Annotated in this window: 14 protein-coding genes; 11 read left to right on the forward strand and 3 right to left on the reverse strand. The window is 68.5% G+C overall.

The genetic code is table 11. The annotated features are described in order from the left end of the window. Positions 1 to 5: 5 nt before the first annotated feature. From ppdK to EV659_RS13480, 3 genes are all read left to right on the forward strand, one after another. Positions 6 to 2,702: a pyruvate, phosphate dikinase gene (gene ppdK / locus EV659_RS13470; protein WP_132709412.1), complete on the forward strand. Its 2,697-nt coding sequence runs from the start codon at positions 6 to 8 to the stop codon at positions 2,700 to 2,702. Positions 2,703 to 2,710: 8 nt separating this feature from the next. Continuing rightward, entirely contained in the window at positions 2,711 to 3,694 is a 984-nt protein-coding gene (locus EV659_RS13475; protein WP_165878911.1) for an ArgK/MeaB family GTPase, read from the forward strand. A 279-nt stretch (positions 3,695 to 3,973) separates the two neighbouring features. Next, positions 3,974 to 5,659 carry a hydantoinase B/oxoprolinase family protein gene (locus tag EV659_RS13480; protein ID WP_132709413.1) on the forward strand — a complete coding sequence of 562 codons (1,686 nt, stop codon included), beginning with the start codon at positions 3,974 to 3,976 and terminating at the stop codon, positions 5,657 to 5,659. Between the two features lie 89 nt (positions 5,660 to 5,748). Here EV659_RS13480 and EV659_RS13485 read toward each other — a convergent pair whose 3' ends face one another. Next, positions 5,749 to 7,035 carry a cystathionine gamma-synthase family protein gene (locus tag EV659_RS13485; RefSeq protein ID WP_132709414.1) on the reverse strand — a complete coding sequence of 429 codons (1,287 nt, stop codon included), beginning with the start codon at positions 7,033 to 7,035 and terminating at the stop codon, positions 5,749 to 5,751. A gap of 242 nt (positions 7,036 to 7,277) precedes the next feature. Between EV659_RS13485 and EV659_RS13490 the strand changes: the two genes are divergently transcribed. The 7 genes from EV659_RS13490 (at position 7,278) to EV659_RS13520 (ending at position 15,238) form a co-directional block, all read left to right on the forward strand. Continuing rightward, entirely contained in the window at positions 7,278 to 9,665 is a 2,388-nt protein-coding gene (locus EV659_RS13490; RefSeq protein ID WP_132709415.1) for a bifunctional diguanylate cyclase/phosphodiesterase, read from the forward strand. A gap of 182 nt (positions 9,666 to 9,847) precedes the next feature. Next, on the forward strand, positions 9,848 to 10,627 hold the full coding sequence (gene yaaA / locus EV659_RS13495) for a peroxide stress protein YaaA (RefSeq protein ID WP_132709416.1): 780 nt from the start codon (positions 9,848 to 9,850) through the stop codon (positions 10,625 to 10,627). 84 nt (positions 10,628 to 10,711) lie between these two features. Further along, a complete protein-coding gene (locus EV659_RS13500; RefSeq protein WP_132709417.1) occupies positions 10,712 to 11,617 on the forward strand; it encodes a LysR family transcriptional regulator in 906 nt (301 codons plus the stop codon). Between the two features lie 130 nt (positions 11,618 to 11,747). Further along, positions 11,748 to 13,472, forward strand: a complete 1,725-nt coding sequence (locus tag EV659_RS13505) for a GMC family oxidoreductase (protein WP_132709418.1) — start codon at positions 11,748 to 11,750, stop codon at positions 13,470 to 13,472. Between the two features lie 130 nt (positions 13,473 to 13,602). After that, positions 13,603 to 13,812 (forward strand): cold-shock protein, encoded by a 210-nt coding sequence (locus tag EV659_RS13510; RefSeq protein WP_132709419.1) that lies wholly within the window; start codon positions 13,603 to 13,605, stop codon positions 13,810 to 13,812. Between the two features lie 48 nt (positions 13,813 to 13,860). Beyond that, entirely contained in the window at positions 13,861 to 14,301 is a 441-nt protein-coding gene (locus EV659_RS13515) for an FKBP-type peptidyl-prolyl cis-trans isomerase (RefSeq protein WP_132709420.1), read from the forward strand. 379 nt (positions 14,302 to 14,680) lie between these two features. After that, positions 14,681 to 15,238: a PAS domain-containing protein gene (locus EV659_RS13520; RefSeq protein ID WP_132709421.1), complete on the forward strand. Its 558-nt coding sequence runs from the start codon at positions 14,681 to 14,683 to the stop codon at positions 15,236 to 15,238. Positions 15,239 to 15,262: 24 nt separating this feature from the next. Here EV659_RS13520 and EV659_RS13525 read toward each other — a convergent pair whose 3' ends face one another. Both EV659_RS13525 and EV659_RS13530 read right to left on the reverse strand, forming a co-directional pair. Beyond that, positions 15,263 to 16,825: a carotenoid oxygenase family protein gene (locus tag EV659_RS13525; protein WP_132709422.1), complete on the reverse strand. Its 1,563-nt coding sequence runs from the start codon at positions 16,823 to 16,825 to the stop codon at positions 15,263 to 15,265. A gap of 17 nt (positions 16,826 to 16,842) precedes the next feature. Then, positions 16,843 to 17,292: a DUF2141 domain-containing protein gene (locus EV659_RS13530; RefSeq protein ID WP_132709423.1), complete on the reverse strand. Its 450-nt coding sequence runs from the start codon at positions 17,290 to 17,292 to the stop codon at positions 16,843 to 16,845. Here EV659_RS13530 and EV659_RS14920 point away from each other — a divergent pair. Next, positions 17,291 to 18,565, forward strand: a complete 1,275-nt coding sequence (locus EV659_RS14920; protein WP_200288043.1) for a LytTR family transcriptional regulator DNA-binding domain-containing protein — start codon at positions 17,291 to 17,293, stop codon at positions 18,563 to 18,565. The genes EV659_RS13530 and EV659_RS14920 overlap by 2 nt on opposite strands. Positions 18,566 to 18,580: the final 15 nt, after the last annotated feature.

Below are 18,580 nucleotides of genomic sequence, written 5' to 3' on the forward strand. Positions count from 1 at the left end.
GGGCGATGACCGTGACTTCAGCAACGCAGACCAAGACCAAATGGGTGTACAGCTTCGGCGACGGCAAGGCCGAGGGCGGGCGTGCCATGCGCGACCTGCTCGGCGGCAAGGGCGCCAACCTCGCCGAGATGGCGTCGCTGGGGCTGCCGGTGCCGCCGGGCTTCACCATTTCCACCGACGTCTGCACCTATTTCTACCAGAATGATCGGACCTATCCCGCCGACCTGGAAGGGGCTGTGGAAGCCGCGCTGGCGCAGGTGGAACAGACCGTCGGCGCGCGCTTCGGCGACCCGGCCAAGCCGCTCTTGGTCTCGGTGCGTTCGGGCGCGCGGGTGTCCATGCCCGGCATGATGGACACGGTGCTCAATCTGGGGCTCAACGACGAGACCGCGGCGGGGCTTGCCCAGCAGTCGGGCGACGAGCGATTCGCCTGGGACAGCTATCGCCGGTTCATCCAGATGTATGCCGACGTGGTGATGGGCGTCGACCATTACCTGTTCGAGGAAGCGATCGAGATCCACAAGGAAGGCAAGAACGCCGACCTCGACACCGATCTCGACGCCGACGACTGGAAGCAACTGGTCGAGGCGTTCAAGAAGATCGTCGCCGACAATCACGACCGGCCGTTCCCGCAAGACCCCAAGGACCAGCTTTGGGGCGCCATCGGCGCGGTGTTCGGGTCGTGGCAGATCGACCGCGCCCGGACCTATCGCCGGCTTCACAATATCCCCGAGGAATGGGGCACGGCGGTCAATGTCCAGGCCATGGTGTTCGGCAATATGGGCGAGACCTCGGCCACCGGCGTGGCGTTCACCCGCAACCCCTCGACCGGCGAGCGCGAGGTCTATGGCGAGTTTCTGGTCAACGCCCAGGGCGAGGACGTGGTCGCCGGCATCCGCACGCCCCAGCCGCTGAGCCGCGAAGCCGCCGAGGCCGCGGGCCCCGGCTCCGACAAGCCGAGCATGGAAGAGGTCATGCCCGGCGTCTATGGCCAGTTGCTCGACGTGTTCGAGAAGCTGGAGACCCACTATCGCGACATGCAGGACATCGAGTTCACGGTCCAGGAGGGCAAGCTCTGGATGCTCCAGACGCGCGCCGGCAAGCGCACCGCCAAGGCGGCCCTGCGCATCGCCGTCAACATGGCCCATGAAGGGCTGATCACCGAGACCGAGGCGGTGACGCGCGTCGAGCCGAGCCAGCTTGACCAACTGCTGCACCCGACGCTCGACCCGGCGGCACCGCGCGACGTGCTGACCAAGGGTCTGCCGGCGTCGCCCGGGGCCGCGTCGGGGCAGGTGGTGTTCACCGCCGACGAGGCCGAGGAAAAGGCCAAACAGGGCGAAAACGTCATCCTGGTGCGCGTCGAGACCAGCCCCGAGGACATCCATGGCATGGCGGCGGCGCGCGGCATCCTGACCTCGCGCGGGGGCATGACCAGCCACGCCGCCGTGGTGGCGCGCGGCATGGGCCGGTGCTGCGTGTCGGGGGCGGGCTCGCTGCACATCGACATCAAGACCCGCACGATCACCTGCAACGGCCGCACGCTGAAGGCCGGCGACCTGGTTACCCTCGACGGCACCACCGGCGAGGTGATGGTCGGCGAGGTGCCGACGCTCAAGCCCGAACTGTCGGGCGATTTCTCGACCCTGATGCAGTGGGCCGACCGCAGCCGCAAGCTCAAGGTGCGCGCCAACACCGACACCCCGGGCGACACCCAGACCGCGCGCGAATTCGGCGCTGAAGGCATCGGTCTGTGCCGCACCGAGCACATGTTCTTCGAGGCCGACCGGATCATCGCCGTGCGCCAGATGATCCTGGCCCGCGACGCCGACGGCCGGCGCGCGGCGCTTGAAAAACTGCGCCCCATGCAGCGCGGCGATTTCGTCGAGCTGTTCCGGATCATGGCCGGGCTGCCGGTGACCATCCGTCTGCTCGACCCGCCGTTGCACGAGTTCCTGCCGCACGAGGAACAGGAATTCGCCGATGTGGCCGAGGCCATGGGCGTCGAGCCCGAAAGCCTGCGCTGGCGGGCCAAGGAGCTGGAGGAATTCAACCCCATGCTCGGCCACCGGGGCTGCCGCCTGGCGGTGACCTATCCCGAAATCTACGAGATGCAGACCCGCGCGATCATCGAGGCGGCGCTGGAAGTGGCCCAGGAAAGCGGCCAGACCGTGGTGCCCGAAATCATGATCCCGCTGGTGTTCGGCGACAAGGAACTGGCCAGCATCCGCAAGCGGGTCGAAGCGGTGGCGCAAGAGGTGATCGCCGCCTCGGGCCACAAGCTCGACTATCTGATCGGCACCATGATCGAACTGCCGCGCGCCTGCCTGCAAGCCGGCTCGATCGCCGACCATGCCGACTTCTTCTCGTTCGGCACCAACGACCTGACCCAGACCACGCTGGGCATCAGCCGCGACGACGCCAGCCGCTTCCTGCCCGCCTATGTGGAGCAGGGGCTGCTGGCCTACGACCCGTTCGTGTCCATGGACCGCGCCGGCGTCGGCGAACTGGTCAAGATCGCGGCTGAGCGCGGCCGGGCCACCAAGCCCGACATCAAGCTTGGCATCTGCGGCGAGCATGGCGGCGACCCGCAGTCGGTGGCGTTCTGCCATCGCCAGGGGCTCGACTATGTGTCCTGCTCGGCCTATCGGGTGCCGATCGCGCGCCTGGCCGCGGCCCAAGCCGCGCTCGCCGAGGACTGAGCGACGCCATGGCCGCAGCCGACGGCACCGAGGCGCACGCCGCCGCTGCCGCTCCGGCACTGACCCTCGACGCGGTGCGCGGCGCGGGCAAGCCGGGGCTCGCCCGCGCGCTCGCGGCCATGGAACGGACCGGCGCGGCGCCGGCGGTCGCTGCGCTGCTCGACGCCGCCTATGACGCGCCGGTGGGCCATGTGTTGGGGCTCACCGGGCCGCCCGGTGTCGGCAAGTCGACGCTGGTCAACCGGCTGATCGCGCTGTGGCGCGGGCGGGGCGAGACCGTCGGCGTGATCGCCGTCGACCCCACGTCGCGCGCCACCGGCGGTGCCCTGCTCGGCGACCGCACCCGGTTCAAGACCGACCCCGAAGACCAGGGCGTGTTCGTCCGCTCCATGGCGGCGCGCGAGGCGCTGGGCGGTCTGGCCGAACTGACCTTCCCCGCCACCGTGTTGATGCGCGCGCTGTTCGACCATGTGATCGTCGAGACCGTGGGCGTCGGCCAGTCCGAAACCGATGTGGGCCAGGTGGCCGACACGGTGGCGTTCTGCATCCAGCCCGGCTCCGGCGATAGCCTGCAATTCATGAAGGCCGGCATCATGGAGGTGCCGGACCTGTTCGTGGTCACCAAGGCGGACCTGGGCACCCCGGCGCAGAAAGCGGTCGCCGACGTGGAGGGCGCGTTGAGCCTGGCCGCCGGGCGCGGTGACTGGACGCCGCCGGTGCTCAGCGTCTCGGCCGACCGGCACGCGGGCCTCGACGCGTTTATCGACGCGGTGGCGGCGCACGCCCGCAGCCTCGCCGCGCCCGCCGAAGCCCTGGCCACGCGCCGCGCGGCCCAGGCGCGCGCCTGGCTGATGGCGGCGGTGCGCGCGCGCTTCGGCAGCGCCGGCACGGCGCTCATGGACCCCGCCGCCCTCGACGCCCGCACCGACCGCTTCTTCACCGCCCGCACCAGCCTGCTCGCCTCGCTCGACGTGGTCCGCACCGACGGCTGAGCCCGGCGTCTGCCCCAGGACCGGCGGGCTGGACGGGCTTAAAAGCCGCTGGCGAACAGGATCAGGATCAGCAGGGCGGCCAGGCCCAGCACCAGCAACAGGCGCCGTTCCCCGCCCTGGGGTTTGCGATGTTTGCGGCGATGGCTGTGCTGGCTCATGGGCGGTTCTCCAAATCGGTGTTTGGTCGCACCCTAGCGCGTCCGGCGGCCCGATTTGAAGACTTGGCCCAAGGAGGGTGTGTGCGCGATAGTCGTCGGCGTCGAGACAGGGGCCCGGGCGATGACCGCAGTGACCGACCTTCAGGCGCAGATCCTCTGGCACCGGTTGATCGCCGTGGTCGAGGAACAGGCGCAGACGCTGATCCGCACCGCCTTTTCCACCACCGTGCGCGAGGCCGGCGACCTGTCGGCGGGCGTGTTCGACGACCAGGGCCGCATGCTCGCCCAGGCGGTCACCGGTACGCCCGGCCACGTCAACGCCATGGCCGCGTCGGTGGGCGCGTTCCTGCGCGCCTATCCCCTCGACAGCTTAAGCCCGGGCGACGTGCTGGTGACCAATGACCCCTGGGATGGCACCGGCCACCTCAACGATTTCACCGTGGTCACGCCGGTGTTCCGGGCCGGCCGGGCGATCGCGCTGTTCGCCGCCACCACCCATATCGCCGATGTGGGCGGTCTGGGCTTCGGGCCGCAGGGTCGCAGCGTGTTCGAGGAAGGCCTGTTGATCCCGATCGCCAAGCTGTTCGACCGCGGCCGGCTCAACGACACGCTGATGGCCATCGTCCGGGCCAATGTGCGCGACCCGGTGGCCGCCGAGGGCGATCTCTATTCGCTGGCCGCCTGCAACCGCACCGGCGCCGAGCGATTGGCCGCCATGCTCGACGAATTCGGGCTTGCCGACTTGGGCCCGGTGGCCGAGCAGATCCTGGTGCGCTCGGACGCCGCCATGCGCGCCGAGATCGCCAGGCTGCCCCAGACCCGCGTGCGCCATGCCATGCGCATCGACGGCCATGACGCGCCGCTCGACCTGGTGTGCACGCTGAGCGTCGCCGACGAGACCATTCATATCGACTGGACCGGCAGTTCGGCCCAGGCGCCGCGCGGGGTCAATGTGCCCTTGACCTACACCCAGGCCTATTCGGCGTTCGGCGTGCGCGTGCTGATCGGCGCGGCGGTGCCCAACAATCATGCCAGCCTGGCGCGCGTGGTCACCACGGCACCCGCGGGCTGCGTGTTGAACGCGCAGCGCCCGGCGCCGGTGTCGGCGCGCCACGCCATCGGCCAGATGCTGCCCGACGTGGTGCTCGGCTGTCTGGCGCAACTGCTGCCCGACCGGGTGCCGGCCGAGGGGGCGGGCTGCCTGTGGAACCCGGTGCTGCTCGGCGGGCCGGGGCAGGGGCTGGAGGTCGCGGCCGGGGCGGCGCCGACCCGGGCGCCGGGACCGGCCCGCCGAGCGGGCCGCCCAACCGGCGATCCGGGCCCGGCGTTCGTCATCAACCCGTTTCACACCGGCGGCATGGGCGCCCGGCCGGACCGCGACGGGCTCGACTGCACGGCGTTCCCGTCGGGCGTGCGCTCGACGCCGGTGGAGATCTACGAGGCGACCGCGCCGGTGATCGTCTGGCGCAAGGAGTTTCGCCCCGGCAGCGGCGGCGCGGGACGGTTTCGCGGCGGCATGGGCCAGGTGATGGAGTTCGGTCATGCCGACGACCGGCCGTTCGCGGTCAGCCGTATGTTCGACCGGCTGGTGCACGCGCCGCGCGGCCGGGCGGGCGGCGGCGACGGCGCGCCCGGCCGCGCCTATCTGAGCGACGGCACCGAGTTGAGCGGCATGGGCCGCGACGTGGTGCCGGCGGGCGTCACCTTTGTCATGGAAACGCCCGGGGGCGGCGGCTATGGCGACCCGGCCGAGCGCGCCGCAGACGCGGTGGCGCGCGACGCTCGCGACGGCGTCGCCGAGCCCTGAGCCGCGGCCGGGCGCCGGTGACGCCCGTTGATGCTGGTGTGGAAGGGGCCCGACGGAGTTGGAGTTGGTGGCTCCCCCGGGCCGGGCCGTCAGACCTTGTCGAGCGCCTGGGTCAGGTCGGCGATCAGGTCTTCGGCCGACTCGATCCCCACCGAGATCCGGCACAGCGCGTCATTGACGCCCGCCTTGGCGCGCAGGTCCTTGGGCACGCCCGAATGGGTGGTCGAGGCGGGGTGGCAGATCAGCGTCTCGGTGCCGCCCAAGCTGACCGCCAGCTTGACCACTTCGAGCGCGTTCAAGAAGCGGAACGCCTCGGGCTCGCCGCCCTTGAGGTCGAACGCGAAGGTCGAGCCCGGCGCCAGACACTGGCGGGTGAACACCGCATGGGCGGGGCTGCCGGTCTCCAGAAAGCCCAGATAGTGGACCTTGTCGACCTTCGGGTGGTTGTGGAGGAACTCGGCGATGGTGCGGGCGTTCTCGGTGGCGCGCTCGAAGCGGATCTTCAGCGTCTCCAGGCTGCGCATGACCATCCAGCAGGTGTGCGGATCGATATGGTTGCCGATCGCCGAGCGCATCTGCTTCATCGGCTTGACCCACCGGGCCGGACCGGCGGCGGCGCCGGCCACCAGGTCGGAATGCCCGCCGACATATTTGGTCAGCGAATAGAGTACGATGTCGGCGCCGTGTTCGAGCGGCTTTTGCCACACCGGGCCCAGGAACGTGTTGTCGACCGCCAGCGGCGGGCGCTCGCCGTCGCTGTCCTGGCAGTCTTCAAGCCAATTGCGCACATAGCGGATGTCCACCAGCCCGCAGGTGGGGTTGGCCGGCGTCTCGATCAGCGCCATGCCCACCGGGCCCATTTCCTGCGCCTTCTTGAACGCTTCGTCGATCGCCGCCTTGCTGTCATTGGCGGCGAAACCGACGGTCTTGATCCCCCATTTGGGCATCAGGTTGAGGATCAGCGTCTCGGTGCCGCCATAGATCGGTTGCGAATAGACCAGCACCTCGCCCGGCTTCATGTGCGCCATGATGGCGGTGAAGATCGCCGCCATGCCCGACGAAAACACCGTCGCCAGTTCCGACTTCTCCCACAGCGCCAGCCGGTCTTCGAGCACTTCCATGTCGGGATTGTTGAACCGCGAATAGACCAAACCGGCCGATTCGCCCGGGTTCAATTCCCGCCGGCCGCCGACCAGGTCGAAAAAGTCCTTGCCGTGCTCGGCCGATTCAAACACGAACGTCGAGGTCAGAAACACCGGCGGCTTCAATGCGCCTTCGGACAGTTTCGGGTCGAAACCGTAGCCCATCATCTGAGTCTCGGGGCTCAGTTCGTGATTGCCGACGGTGAGGCTGCGAAAGTCTTTTTTGTTACCCATGCGATGGTCTCCCGGGGCCATGGGGTGATAGGTGCGTCCCGGTGTGACGGCTTGGGGCGGCGGAATCAATGGCTCGATCCCGTCGATCCGCCGTGCTGGGATTGGTGTTTTGAAACTAAAGGAACTGCCGCGCGCCGGGTGTTGGTGTTTTTCGACTTCCGGATCAGAATGCTTAAACATTCAGCAACTTCTCCCTGAGACGCTGCGTCACGGGCAGATTCCGCCTTTTCTTGGAGTTTGGATTGTTCCAAGCGCTACTCCACCACGATGGGGCCTGGCTTGCCGTCGCGGCCATGGTCGGCTTTGCGAGCGTGCTGATGACGCTGAGCGTCGTCCAAAGGGCGCCGTCGGGTCTTGCCAAGACGCCCGGCCCATGGTGGCTGGCCGCCACCGGTGTGGCCGGCGGCGGTGGCATCTGGGCGGCGCACGCGATCGCGCTTCTGGCCTTCGAGCCCTTGGCGGGGCGGCATTTCGACCTGCCCATCGCTCTCGCTGCGGTGCTGATCGGGGTGGCGAGCGTTGTCGGAGCGGTCATGGTGATGGCCGGGCGCAGGCGCTCGACGGCGCCGTTTCTGGCCGCCGTCTTGCTGGCCACGGGCTTTGCCCTGATGCACTGGATCAGCTTGGCCGGCCTGATCGACAGCCAGCTTCTGCGGCCGTCGCCGCTGCTGGTCATCGCCGCTCTGGCGCTGATGACGGCGGTGGTGGTGGCGGGCATGTTGACGGTGTGGCGTGCCGGAGGTCTGCATCGGCTGATCGCCGCTGCGTCGCTGGTCGTCACCGGCGGCTTTGTGGGCTATCTGCTGACCATGTCCCAGGCCGGCGAGGCCGCCGTCGCTCTGTCCGGCGGCCTGGCACCGCCCGACATGTCGCGCATGGCGGTCAGCTTCACCACCATGGTGATGGTGATGGCGGTGCTCGGCGTCGGGGTCGCCGGGGTGCTGCTCGACCGTCATCTGGCCCGCGCCGCCCGGGTCGAGGCGCGGCGCGTCACCGATCTGGCCAATGTGGCGCTTGAGAGCATCGTGCTGTTGCGCGACGACGGCATCGTCGAGGTCAATCGCAGCTTCTGCCGATTGACCGGCCAGAACCGCGACAGTTTGATCGGTTGCCGCTTCAGTGAGTTGTTCATCGACGATCATCGGCTGTCCGTGGTGCAGGCCCTAGAGCAGCCGGGCGGGCCGGGGCGCGAGTTCCGGCTCGCCGCCGTCGGTCAGACCGAGGGCGTGCCCGTGGAGCTGTCGGTGCGCGAGACGGAGGCGCACGAGAATGCCAGCCGGGTGGCGCTGTTGCGCGACCTGCGCGACCAGCACGAGGCCGAGGCGCGGATCCGCTACCTGGCCCAGCACGATGCGCTGACCCGCCTGCCCAATCGGGCGCTGTTCGGCGACCGGCTGGCCCATGCGCTGCAATTGGCCGAACGCTACGAGAACCCGGTCGCCCTGTTGCTGGTCGATGTGGACCGCTTGCAGGAAATCAACAAGCTGCGCGGCCAGGACATCGGCGATGGCGTGTTGCGCCAGACCGCCAAGCGGATCAAGAATACGGTGCGCGGCAGCGACACCGTGGCTTGCCTGGGTGGCGATACCTTTGCGGTGATCCAGGAAGGCATGGATCAGCCCCATGCGGCGGACAAACTGGCGCGGCGTCTGCTGACCCGCATGGGCGTGCCGTTGATCGTCAACGGCAACGAGATCGCGGCCACCGTCTCGATCGGCATCGCGGTGGCACCGACCGATGCGCTGGTCGGCTCGGCGCTGTTGGCGCACGCGGAAAGCGCGTTGCAACGGTCCAAAGACGGCGGCCGCAACCGCCATACCTTCTACGAGGCGCGCATGGAGGAAGAGCGTCGCGCGCGCCAGGTGCTCGGCGTCGACCTGCGCAACGCCTTGCGTGCCGGCGATTTGCATGTGCACTTCCAGCCGGTCGCCGACGTGGGTACCGGTTCGTTGCTCGGTTTCGAGGCGCTGGCGCGTTGGACTCACCCGGAGCGCGGCGTCGTGCCGCCGGGCCTGTTCATTCCGGTCGCCGAGGAATCGGGTGCGATCGTCGACTTGGGCGAGTGGATGCTGGAGACCGTGTGCCAGGAAGCGACGCGCTGGCCGTTGGCGTGCACCGTGGCGGTCAACATCTCGGTGATGCAGTTCGAAAAGAGCGATCTGGTCGCCCAGGTGGACGGTGTGCTCGAGCGCACCGGGCTCGACCCCGCGCGGCTGGAGTTGGAGATCACCGAAAGTGTGCTGATCCACGATACCGACTATGCCGTCGAGGTGCTCAATCGGTTGAAGGCCCGGGGCGTGCGCATCGTGCTCGACGATTTCGGCACCGGCTATTCGTCGCTCAGTTATCTCAAGCGATTTCCGTTCGACAAAATCAAGATCGACCGCAGCTTCGTCTCGGAGATCGGCGACAGTCAGCAATCGGCGGCTATCGTGCGCGGCGTGATCGGGTTGGCGCGTGGGCTCGGCGTCCCGGTGGTGGCCGAGGGCGTCGAACAGGCGGCCCATGTGGACATGCTGCGCGAGGAAGGCTGCGACCAGATGCAGGGTTATCTGATCGGCCGGCCCGCGCCCATCGAGGATTATGGCGACCTGGTGTTCGATCACCCCATGGCCGCCCAGCCCGAGTGATCAGGGCTGGCAGCTTGCGTCTTGGCGGACGTTTGTTGAGGCGCTTGGGCGGGGGCTGAGGGGGCGCGCGTCTGGCAGCGTGTTGAGGCGCTTATGGGGGGCGCGTCGAGCGGTGCTTTGACACGGCACGCGGCTCTGCGTATGTGCGAAGGGCAGCATCAGGATCATCCGAGGGGCCCCCCATGCTCAGCGTCCTTTCGCCGGCCAAGCGGCTGGATTTCGAGACCCCGCCGGTGGTCGACCGGCACAGCCAGCCCGCGTTTCTGGACGCGGCGCAGACTCTGGCGCACGAAGCCGCCAAGCTCAAGCCCGAGGAGATCCAGGGGCTGATGGGCGTGTCGGACCAGATCGCCGAATTGAACGCCCGGCGCTTTCAGGCGTTTTCGCCGCCTTTCGATCTCGCCAACGCCAAGCAGGCGGTCTTCGCCTTTCAAGGCGACGTCTATCAGGGCCTCGACGCGGCGAGCCTGTCGGCCGACGATCTGGGCTTTGCGCAGGACCATGTGCGCATCTTGTCGGGGCTTTACGGGCTGCTGCGCCCGCTCGACCTGATGCAACCCTATCGCCTGGAAATGGGCACCAAGTTCCGCAATCCGCGTGGCACCGACCTTTACGCCTTCTGGCGCGACACCCTGGCGCCCGCCCTGGCCGCCGAAGCCGCCTGCGACGTGCTGGTCAATCTGGCGTCGAAGGAATATTTCTCCGCCGTCGATACACAGGCGCTGGCGGCGCGCGGCGTCGAGGTGGTCACCCCGGCCTTCTACGAGATGCGCGATGGCCGGCCCAAGATCATCTCGTTCCATGCCAAGAAGGCGCGCGGGGCGATGGTGCGCTTTCAGGTGGAAAACCGCATCGATCGGGTCGACGGGCTCAAGGACTTCGACCGCGACGGCTACACCTATCGCGACGATCTGAGCGACGCCGCCACGCTGGTGTTCACCCGGCCCGACAGCCGCGGCTGAGGCGCGCCATCGCATCTGGCCGGGCGGCCGTCGGGACACCCGGCGGTCGACCAAGCCTGAGGGCAAGTCTGAGGGGAGGGGCGGATGGCGCCGACCATAGATTGGGACAAGCTGCGCATCTTCCACACCGTCGCGCGTGCCGGCAGCTTCACCGAGGCGGCGCGCAAGCTCGGGCTCAGCCAGTCCTCGGTCAGCCGCCAGGTGCGCGCGGTCGAGGACCATTTCAACGTCAGTCTGTTCAACCGCCATGCCCGCGGCCTGGTGCTCACCTATGAAGGCGAGCGCTTGTTCGAGACCGCCGAGGCGATGGCCGACCGGCTCGCCGGCACCGAGCAGATGTTGCTTGAAGCCAAGGGCCAGCCGCGCGGCCGGCTGCGCATCACCACCATGGCCAGCTTCGGCGCCTATTGGCTGGCGCCGCGCCTCAGCGCCTTTATCGAGGCCTATCCCGAGATGGATCTGGAATTGATCCTCGACGACAACGATCTGGACCTGAGCCGGCGCGAGGCCGACGTGGCGATCCGCTTCCACGGCTCGCGCCAGTCGGAGTTGATCCAGCGCCCGCTGGTGGTCGTCCACCACCATATCTACGCCTCGCCCGACTATCTGGCGCGCAAGGGCGAGCCGTTGACCGCGGCCGATCTGGACCGCCACGACCTGATCGTCTACGGCCCCGAAACCCCCGATGCGCTGCGCGACATCAACTGGACGCTGACCATCGGCGCCGAGGGCAGGCCGCGTCGGCCGGTGATGATGATCAATTCCACCTATGCGGTGTTGCAGGCGATTCGCTCGGGCCTCGGCATCGCCGCCTTGCCGGACTATCTGGCCGAGGGCGACGACAGGCTGGTGCGCATCCTGACCCACATCGATTGCCCGGCGTTCGAGAGCTTCTTCGTCTATCCCCAGGAACTGCGCGGGTCGAAGCGGGTGCGGTTGTTCCGCGAATTCCTGGTCGACCGGGTGCGCCGCGACGCCGCCAATCTGTGATCGCCCCTTGAGCCCCGGCGGCCGGTTCAAGCCCAAAGCTTTGACGCGCGCGGCTGAACCAGTTTAGTCTCGTTCTGAAGACGGCGCAGACGCCGCGGTAAAGGCCGGGTCGGGCCGGCGGGGAGGCGATATGGCGACCAAAACCGGCGGGGCGCCCAAGACCGGCGGGACCAGCCAGGCGGGCGGGGTCGAGGGCGCCGAGGTTTTCGACTATATCGTCATCGGTGCCGGGTCGGCGGGGTGCACGCTTGCCGGGCGTCTGGCCGAGCGGCCGGGCGTGCGCGTGCTGGTCCTCGAAGCCGGGCCGAAGGATCGCAGCGCCTGGATTCATATCCCCGTGGGCTATGCCAAGACCCTGTCGTCGCGGACGCTCAATTGGCAGTTCCCGACCGAACGCGACGCCGGTACCGGTGGCCGGGTCCATCTGTGGCCGCGCGGCAAGACCCTGGGCGGATCGTCGGCGATCAACGCCATGCTCTACATCCGCGGCAATCCCGGCGACTATGACGGCTGGGCGCAGCGCGGCCTTGCGGGCTGGGACTGGGCCCATGTGTTGCCCTATTTCATGCGCAGCGAAGACCAGGCGCGTGGCGCGCTGCCCGGTCACGGCGTCGGCGGCCCGCTGCACGTTTCCGACCCCACGTTCGAGCACCCGATTTCCGACGCCCTGGTGGCCGCAGCCGAGGCCGAGGGCCTGCCCCGACGCGCCGACTTCAACGCCGGCGAGCAGGAAGGCGTCGGCTTCTACCAGTTGACCATCCATGGCGGCCGGCGGGTGTCGGCGGCGACCGCCTATCTGCACCCGGCGGTGGCGGCCGGTCGGGTGGCGGTGCAGACCGGCGCGCTGGTCGAACGGATCCTGGTCGACGGCGGCCGGGCGGTGGGCGTGCGCTACCGCCAGGGCCGGCGCACGGTCACCGTGCGCGCCGGGGCCGAGGTGATTTTGAGCGCCGGGGCGGTCAACTCGCCCCATCTGCTCGAACTGTCGGGCATCGGCGACGCCGAACGGCTGCGCGCGCTGGGTATCGAGCCGGTGCACCATCTGCCCGGCGTGGGCGAGAATTTGCAGGACCATTTCAACGCCGCGCTGGCGTTCCGGCTCAAGCCCGGCACGCCGTCGGTCAACGCCATGGGCCATGGGCTCGGGCTGCTGCGCGAGGCGCTGCGTTATCTGGCCAGCCGGCGCGGCTTTTTCGCCATCTCGGCAGCCCATGTGGCGATGTTCGCCAAGTCGCGCCCCGGCCTGGACTGGCCCGACCTGCAATACCACGCGCTCGCCGGCAGCCTCGACGGCGAGGCATACAAGCGCAACAAGCTCAAGTTCGACCGCGACCCGGGGCTGACCATCGGCCATTGCCTGCTGCGCCCGGACAGCCGCGGCTCGATCCACGCGCGCAGCGCCGACCCCACCGAGCCGCCCGTGATCCGCCCCAACTATCTGAGCGCGCCCGGCGACGTGCGCGCCATGCTCGACGGCTACCGGTTGACCCGCCGGATCGTCGCCCGCGCGCCCCTGGCCCAGCACATCGACCATGAACGCGAACCCGGCAGCACCGCCCAGGACGATGACGCCCTGATGGCCCATATGCGCGACAAGGGCACCACCATCTATCACCCGGTGGGCACCTGCCGCATGGGCGCCGCCGACGAGCCCGGAGCCGTGGTCGATGCCACCTTGACGGTGCGCGGGCTTGACGGCCTGCGCGTGGTGGACGCCTCGGTGATGCCGACGCTGGTGTCGGGCAACACCAATGCACCGACGATCATGATCGCGGAAAAGGCCGCCGATTTGATCCTCGGGCGCTCGGCGTTAGCCCCCGTAGAACTGGCCCTGGATCAAACAGACGCGGCTTGACTCGAACCCACTCAAACACCCACACTTTTCTCTGCCGCATTGGGTGCTGAGCCTCATCGCCCGAGCTAGAGGTGTGTGTGCCCGGTCTTCTCTGCGGTAGAGACGCGAACTGGAAGACGGAGATCGGACGGTGGCTTCGGGTAAGGTGAAATGGTTCAACGCGACCAAGGGCTATGGGTTCATCCAGCCCGACGAGGGCGGCAAGGACGCCTTCGTCCATATTACCGCAGTCAAGCAAGCCGGCTTGGAAAGCCTGGAAGAGGGGCAACGGGTCGAGTTCGAGCTGTTGCCGGCGGCCAAGGGTCGGACCTCGGCGGGCAATCTCCGTCTTCTCGACTGAACCGGCCGCGGCGGCGGCATTTGATCACAGACATATAAGGAGGCCGGCATGGCGGAAGCGAAAACCGGCGATCGCGTCAGCGTGCACTACAAGGGCACGCTGGACGACGGACAGCAATTCGACAATTCGCGCGAGCGTGACGAGCCGATCGACTTCGTGGTCGGTGACAACCAGATCATCGCCGGTTTCGAGGACGCGGTGAAGGGCATGACGCCCGGTGATACCAAGGCGGTGCGCGTGGAGGCCGAAGATGCCTATGGCGAACGCCGGGACGAACTGGTCTTTACCGTGCCGAAAAGCGAACTGCCCGACGATGTGGAGGTTCAGGTGGGCTCGCGCCTGCAACTGGGCACGCCCGACGGGCAGTCGGTGGTGGTCACGGTGACCGCGATCGACGACGACAATCTGACCCTTGATGCCAATCACATGCTGGCGGGCAAGGCGCTCAATTTCGAGATCGAACTGGTCGACGTGCAGGAACAGGCGTAAACGCCCGCTTGATCGTCCCGATCATGAGCCATTGGATGCCCGGCTCGGCGCCGCCGAACCGGGCATTTTTGTCGCTCCGTTCGGCTTGGTGTCGGGGGAGAGGCGGCCATTGCCCACCGCGTGTGCCGGGGTGGGCTTGTGCCGCGTTGCGGGCGCTGTGCTCGGCTGCGCGATGGAGGCCCAAGACGAAACCGGGCGCTCGGGCGGCTGTTGTTGCGATCTGGTGGTGACCGTTTAAGCTGGCCGGCCATGGCTGGGATACTTCTTTCATCCGTCGGCGGTCTATGCTTTACTGGACTTCGCCGGTTTTGGAAGTTTGTTGATGCTCCCGGCGGCTGGCTGGCTCGACACCAGCGATCGTTGGGGGGGTGGTCGAGCCATGTCGCGAACGCTCATCAAGGCTTATTACGCCCTCGACGATCCGATGGCCGACCTGGAGGTGCAGCCTGCATCGCTCGCCTGGTGGCGGGGTTTGTGCCGGCGCTGTGACCGGCCAACCCGCCGCGACCTGGATTTCGCCGAGTTGCGCGGGTGGCACAGCCGTCTGATGCTGTGCGAGGTGTTGGCCGATGGCAGCGATATGGTCACGCGCATCGTCGGCGAGGAGGTCAAGGATCTGTTCACCGGCCAGGTGGAGCCCAAGCCGCATCTGCGCTTCGATCGCGGCACGCGGCTGGGCACGATCATCGATGTGTCGCCCGAGCGCCAGCGCGCTCATGTGCGCCGCATCGTCGACACCCCGGCGATTGCCGTCACCCAGGGCTGGCTTGAGCTGCTCAACGGCCGCCAGGTGGAGTTGTTCGCGCTCGATTATCCGCTGTTCGCGGCGGCGGGCGAGAACCGCTATGTGATCACCTTTTTCGAGGTCCAAGCCGGCGACGTGCTCGACGCGATGCCCCACAAGGGCCTGCGCGACATGGCCCACGACAATCGCTGACCGATGGCGCGAAAACGCTTTGGCTCACCAACGCCAGATCCCATGAAAGCTTAACGGCAGCGCCACCGGTGCTCGCCACGTGACCAGCGGCCCGCGCTCCAGACGGGCGGCGTCGAAGACATGCAATTCGGTCGCCTGCGCCGCCAGATTGAGGCTGGTACCGACCAGCCAGCCCTCGGTTTCGGCGCCGCCGCCGGGAGCGGGCACGAAGATATGCTCCTCGACGAGATGGTCCGACCCGAACCGGAAGCAGTCGGTGGTGCCGGTCGACCAGTCGGTTCGCTGGACGGTATTGAAGCCCACCGCGGGTGCGGGATCGCCGGCATCGTGTCCGACACTCCACACCGACGAACGCGGCTGTCCTTGGCGGCGCGCGTCGGTGCGCGGGAATTCCGCCACCACGTCAGACTGACGCACCTCGGCGCGACCGTCCGGATGTAGCGAGACCAGACACAGGCGCGGCAGGTCTTGCCGAACCGCCACGCCACGGACCAGTTGTCCGCCGATCTCGCCATCCATGGTCGGTCGGTCGGCGAAACAAACGTCGAAATGCAGGCCGCCGCCGGCATCTTCCCAGGCATCGCCGGTGTGGAAGAAAAACGCCGCCGGCAGATGGAACAGCCGCCGGTCGGCGAAATTGTCCTTGTCGACCACCAGCACCGTCACGCCGCGCTCCGGCTGCCAGGCCAGACGGTCCACAAGCGGCGGATGACCGCCCGACACGATCCACGGATGCAGCGGAAAGATCAGTTTGCGCTCGGTGACCGCGAAATCGTGAATGTAGGCGGCTCGGGGCCAGGGAATGGTGGCTGCTTTGGCCACTCGCCCTGTGGGGTCGAGCGCCCAGACGAAGGCCCGGGTGCTTCCCAGACCGAGGCCGAAGTTCCAGATCCAGCCGCGCGGGTCAATCTTGGGATGGGCGGAAAACGGCATGTGGCGCACATCATCGCGCAGCGTCACGGTGCCCCGGGTCGCCAGGGTTTCGGGGTCGAGCGCTGTGGGGCTGCCGGCTTCCCACAGTGCCCAGAGGGCGTCGCCCCGGTCGAGCACGGCGGTGTTGGCGGCGTTGGCGTCGTCGGCATGGGCGATGGCTGTGTCCGGGGCGCCCGCCGTCCCGAAACCGGGACTGACGAAACCGCCGGCCGCAGTGTCAACCCGACGCTTGTGGGTGTCGACGAAGCGGGCGGTCAGATGGGCTTCCTCGCCGGCGATGCGGAACGCCCGGACCAAGCCATCGCCGTCGAACCAGTGCCCGATCGTCTGGTCGCCCCGGGTAAATTGGCCTGGTCCGTTGCGGATCAGGGTGCCGGCCAGGGCTTCGGGCGCGCGGCCATGGATCGGGCGCAGCGGCACGGGCCCGACGCCACCGACCGGCGCGTTGCGAAAGCCCAGATGCCAGCGCGGCGTTCCGCCCTCAAGCGCCGCCGCGGCTGCCAGCGCGCCTTGTCGGGCCGGGGCGCTGAGCCAGAGACCGGCGGCGGTGCCGGCCAACAGGTTAAGCACGGTGCGCCGCGACGGGGTGTGGTCGCAGATGGGCCCGCCGATGGTCGGCGCCGATGGCGGTCGGTGCGTGCGGGGGGTGTGCATGGCTCTGGCTCCCGGCGTCAGCGGCGGAACGACAGCGTCTGACCGGTCTCGCCAGTCGCCACCTGAAACCGTGTTGCGGCCCACTCGGGCGGGCCGTAGCGGACCGTGGCACCGTTGGAAAAGGCCACGGCCTCGACGGGCACGCCGAACGGGTTGGTGTTCAGGCTGTTGTCGTCGTTGAGGTCGTGGAATGCCCGCACCGCATAGTCGCCAGGCGGCAGAGCGTCGAGCGTCTGGCGCACGGTCGGCGCGGTGACCGGCAGGCGGAAAGCGCGCACCGGTGCGCCGTTGCCGCCATAGGCATCGGCATTGTCGAATACCGCGGCCATGATTGCGCCCGACGGCTCGGTTACTTCGAACGTGAGCGTCAGTCGACCGGTTTCACGGTCACCGTCAGCCGCGTTGCTGCCGAGCCCAATGGCGCCGGTCAGGCATAGGGCATACAAGAACAGGGGGGCAGATCGCATGATCAAGGCTCCATTGCAAAAGCGGTTCGCTCGCTGCCATCAGGCAGGCCAGAGCGGTGCGCTGGCCTGCCTCGGCCATCTCTGCCGTCGGCCTTTCCCGCTGACTGGCTTTCGGCCGCGTTGCGTGCGGGGGCATTGGCATCGGACTCCCATGTGCCGCAACCAGGGCGAAATCGGCACAGCGGATGCGTGGAGGGCGTTGCGGCGCATCGCCGGCGGCGGGTATCGTGACCGGCGATGCGCGACTGACGATGATCGAGCCGCCATGTTCGCCCGGACGACCGCTTTCAATATCGCCTTCGTTCTGATCGTCGGCACACTGTTGGCCGCCAGCGGTGTCTATGGCACCGGGGTGCTTGGCTGGCCGCGGGTGTGGCTTTACTGGACCGGCCTGATCGCCGTGGGCTTCTGGATCGGCACGGCGATTTCCGCCCAGCTTGCCCGCATGCTGCCGGTCGGTCGCGCGCCCTGGATGCTGCGATGGTTGCTGCTGTCGGCAGCCCTCAGCGCGCCCATGTGCGCCGTCGTTGCGACGGCTCAGATCGTGATCGATCAGCCGATTCCGGCGTCGGCGCTGTGGGATTTGTTGCTCAAAGTCGCGGTGATCACCGCAGCGGTCGTCGGCGCGCGGCAACTGGCCGACATGGGCGGCGCCGGTGCGCCGGATCTGGCCGAATCACCGCCCGCCGCGGACGGCAGCGCGCTATCCGCGCCGACGGCCGCTGCCGTGCCGCCGTCGGGTCCGTCGCCCATTCCGTTGCCGGGGCCGGCTCTGACGCCCGCCTTCGCCCCCAAGCCGACGCCGGATCCGCTGGCCGCGCCGCGGGGGCTGACCGACGAGCCGCCGGTCGCCGGGGCCAGGGCGGCAGGCGGCCCATCGGATGCTCCCGACACCGCGCCGTCCACCGCCGCCGCCCGATCCGTCCGGGCGGCCGACGGTTTCGCCCGTTCGGCCCGGCTGGCACGCCGGTTGCCTGCGAAGCTACAAGGCGCCGAGATTTGGGCGCTGTCGGCCGAAGACCATTATGTGCGCGTCCATACCGCGCAAGGCGAGGCGCTGATCCTGATCCGTTTCGCCGACGCCATCGCCGAAATGGCACCGATTCCGGGGGCGCGCACGCACCGGTCCTGGTGGGTGGCGCGCGCCGGCATACGCACCGCCGAGCGGCGGCGCGAAGGCGGGGTGGTGGTGCTGAAAAGCGGCGTTCAGGTCCCGGTGTCACGCAGCCGGACGGCCGAGATCGCGGCGCGCGACTGGTTCGACCCGGATTGACGGCCCGGGATCGCC

The organism is Rhodothalassium salexigens DSM 2132 (assembly GCF_004341375.1).
Lineage (GTDB): Bacteria > Pseudomonadota > Alphaproteobacteria > Sphingomonadales > Rhodothalassiaceae > Rhodothalassium > Rhodothalassium salexigens.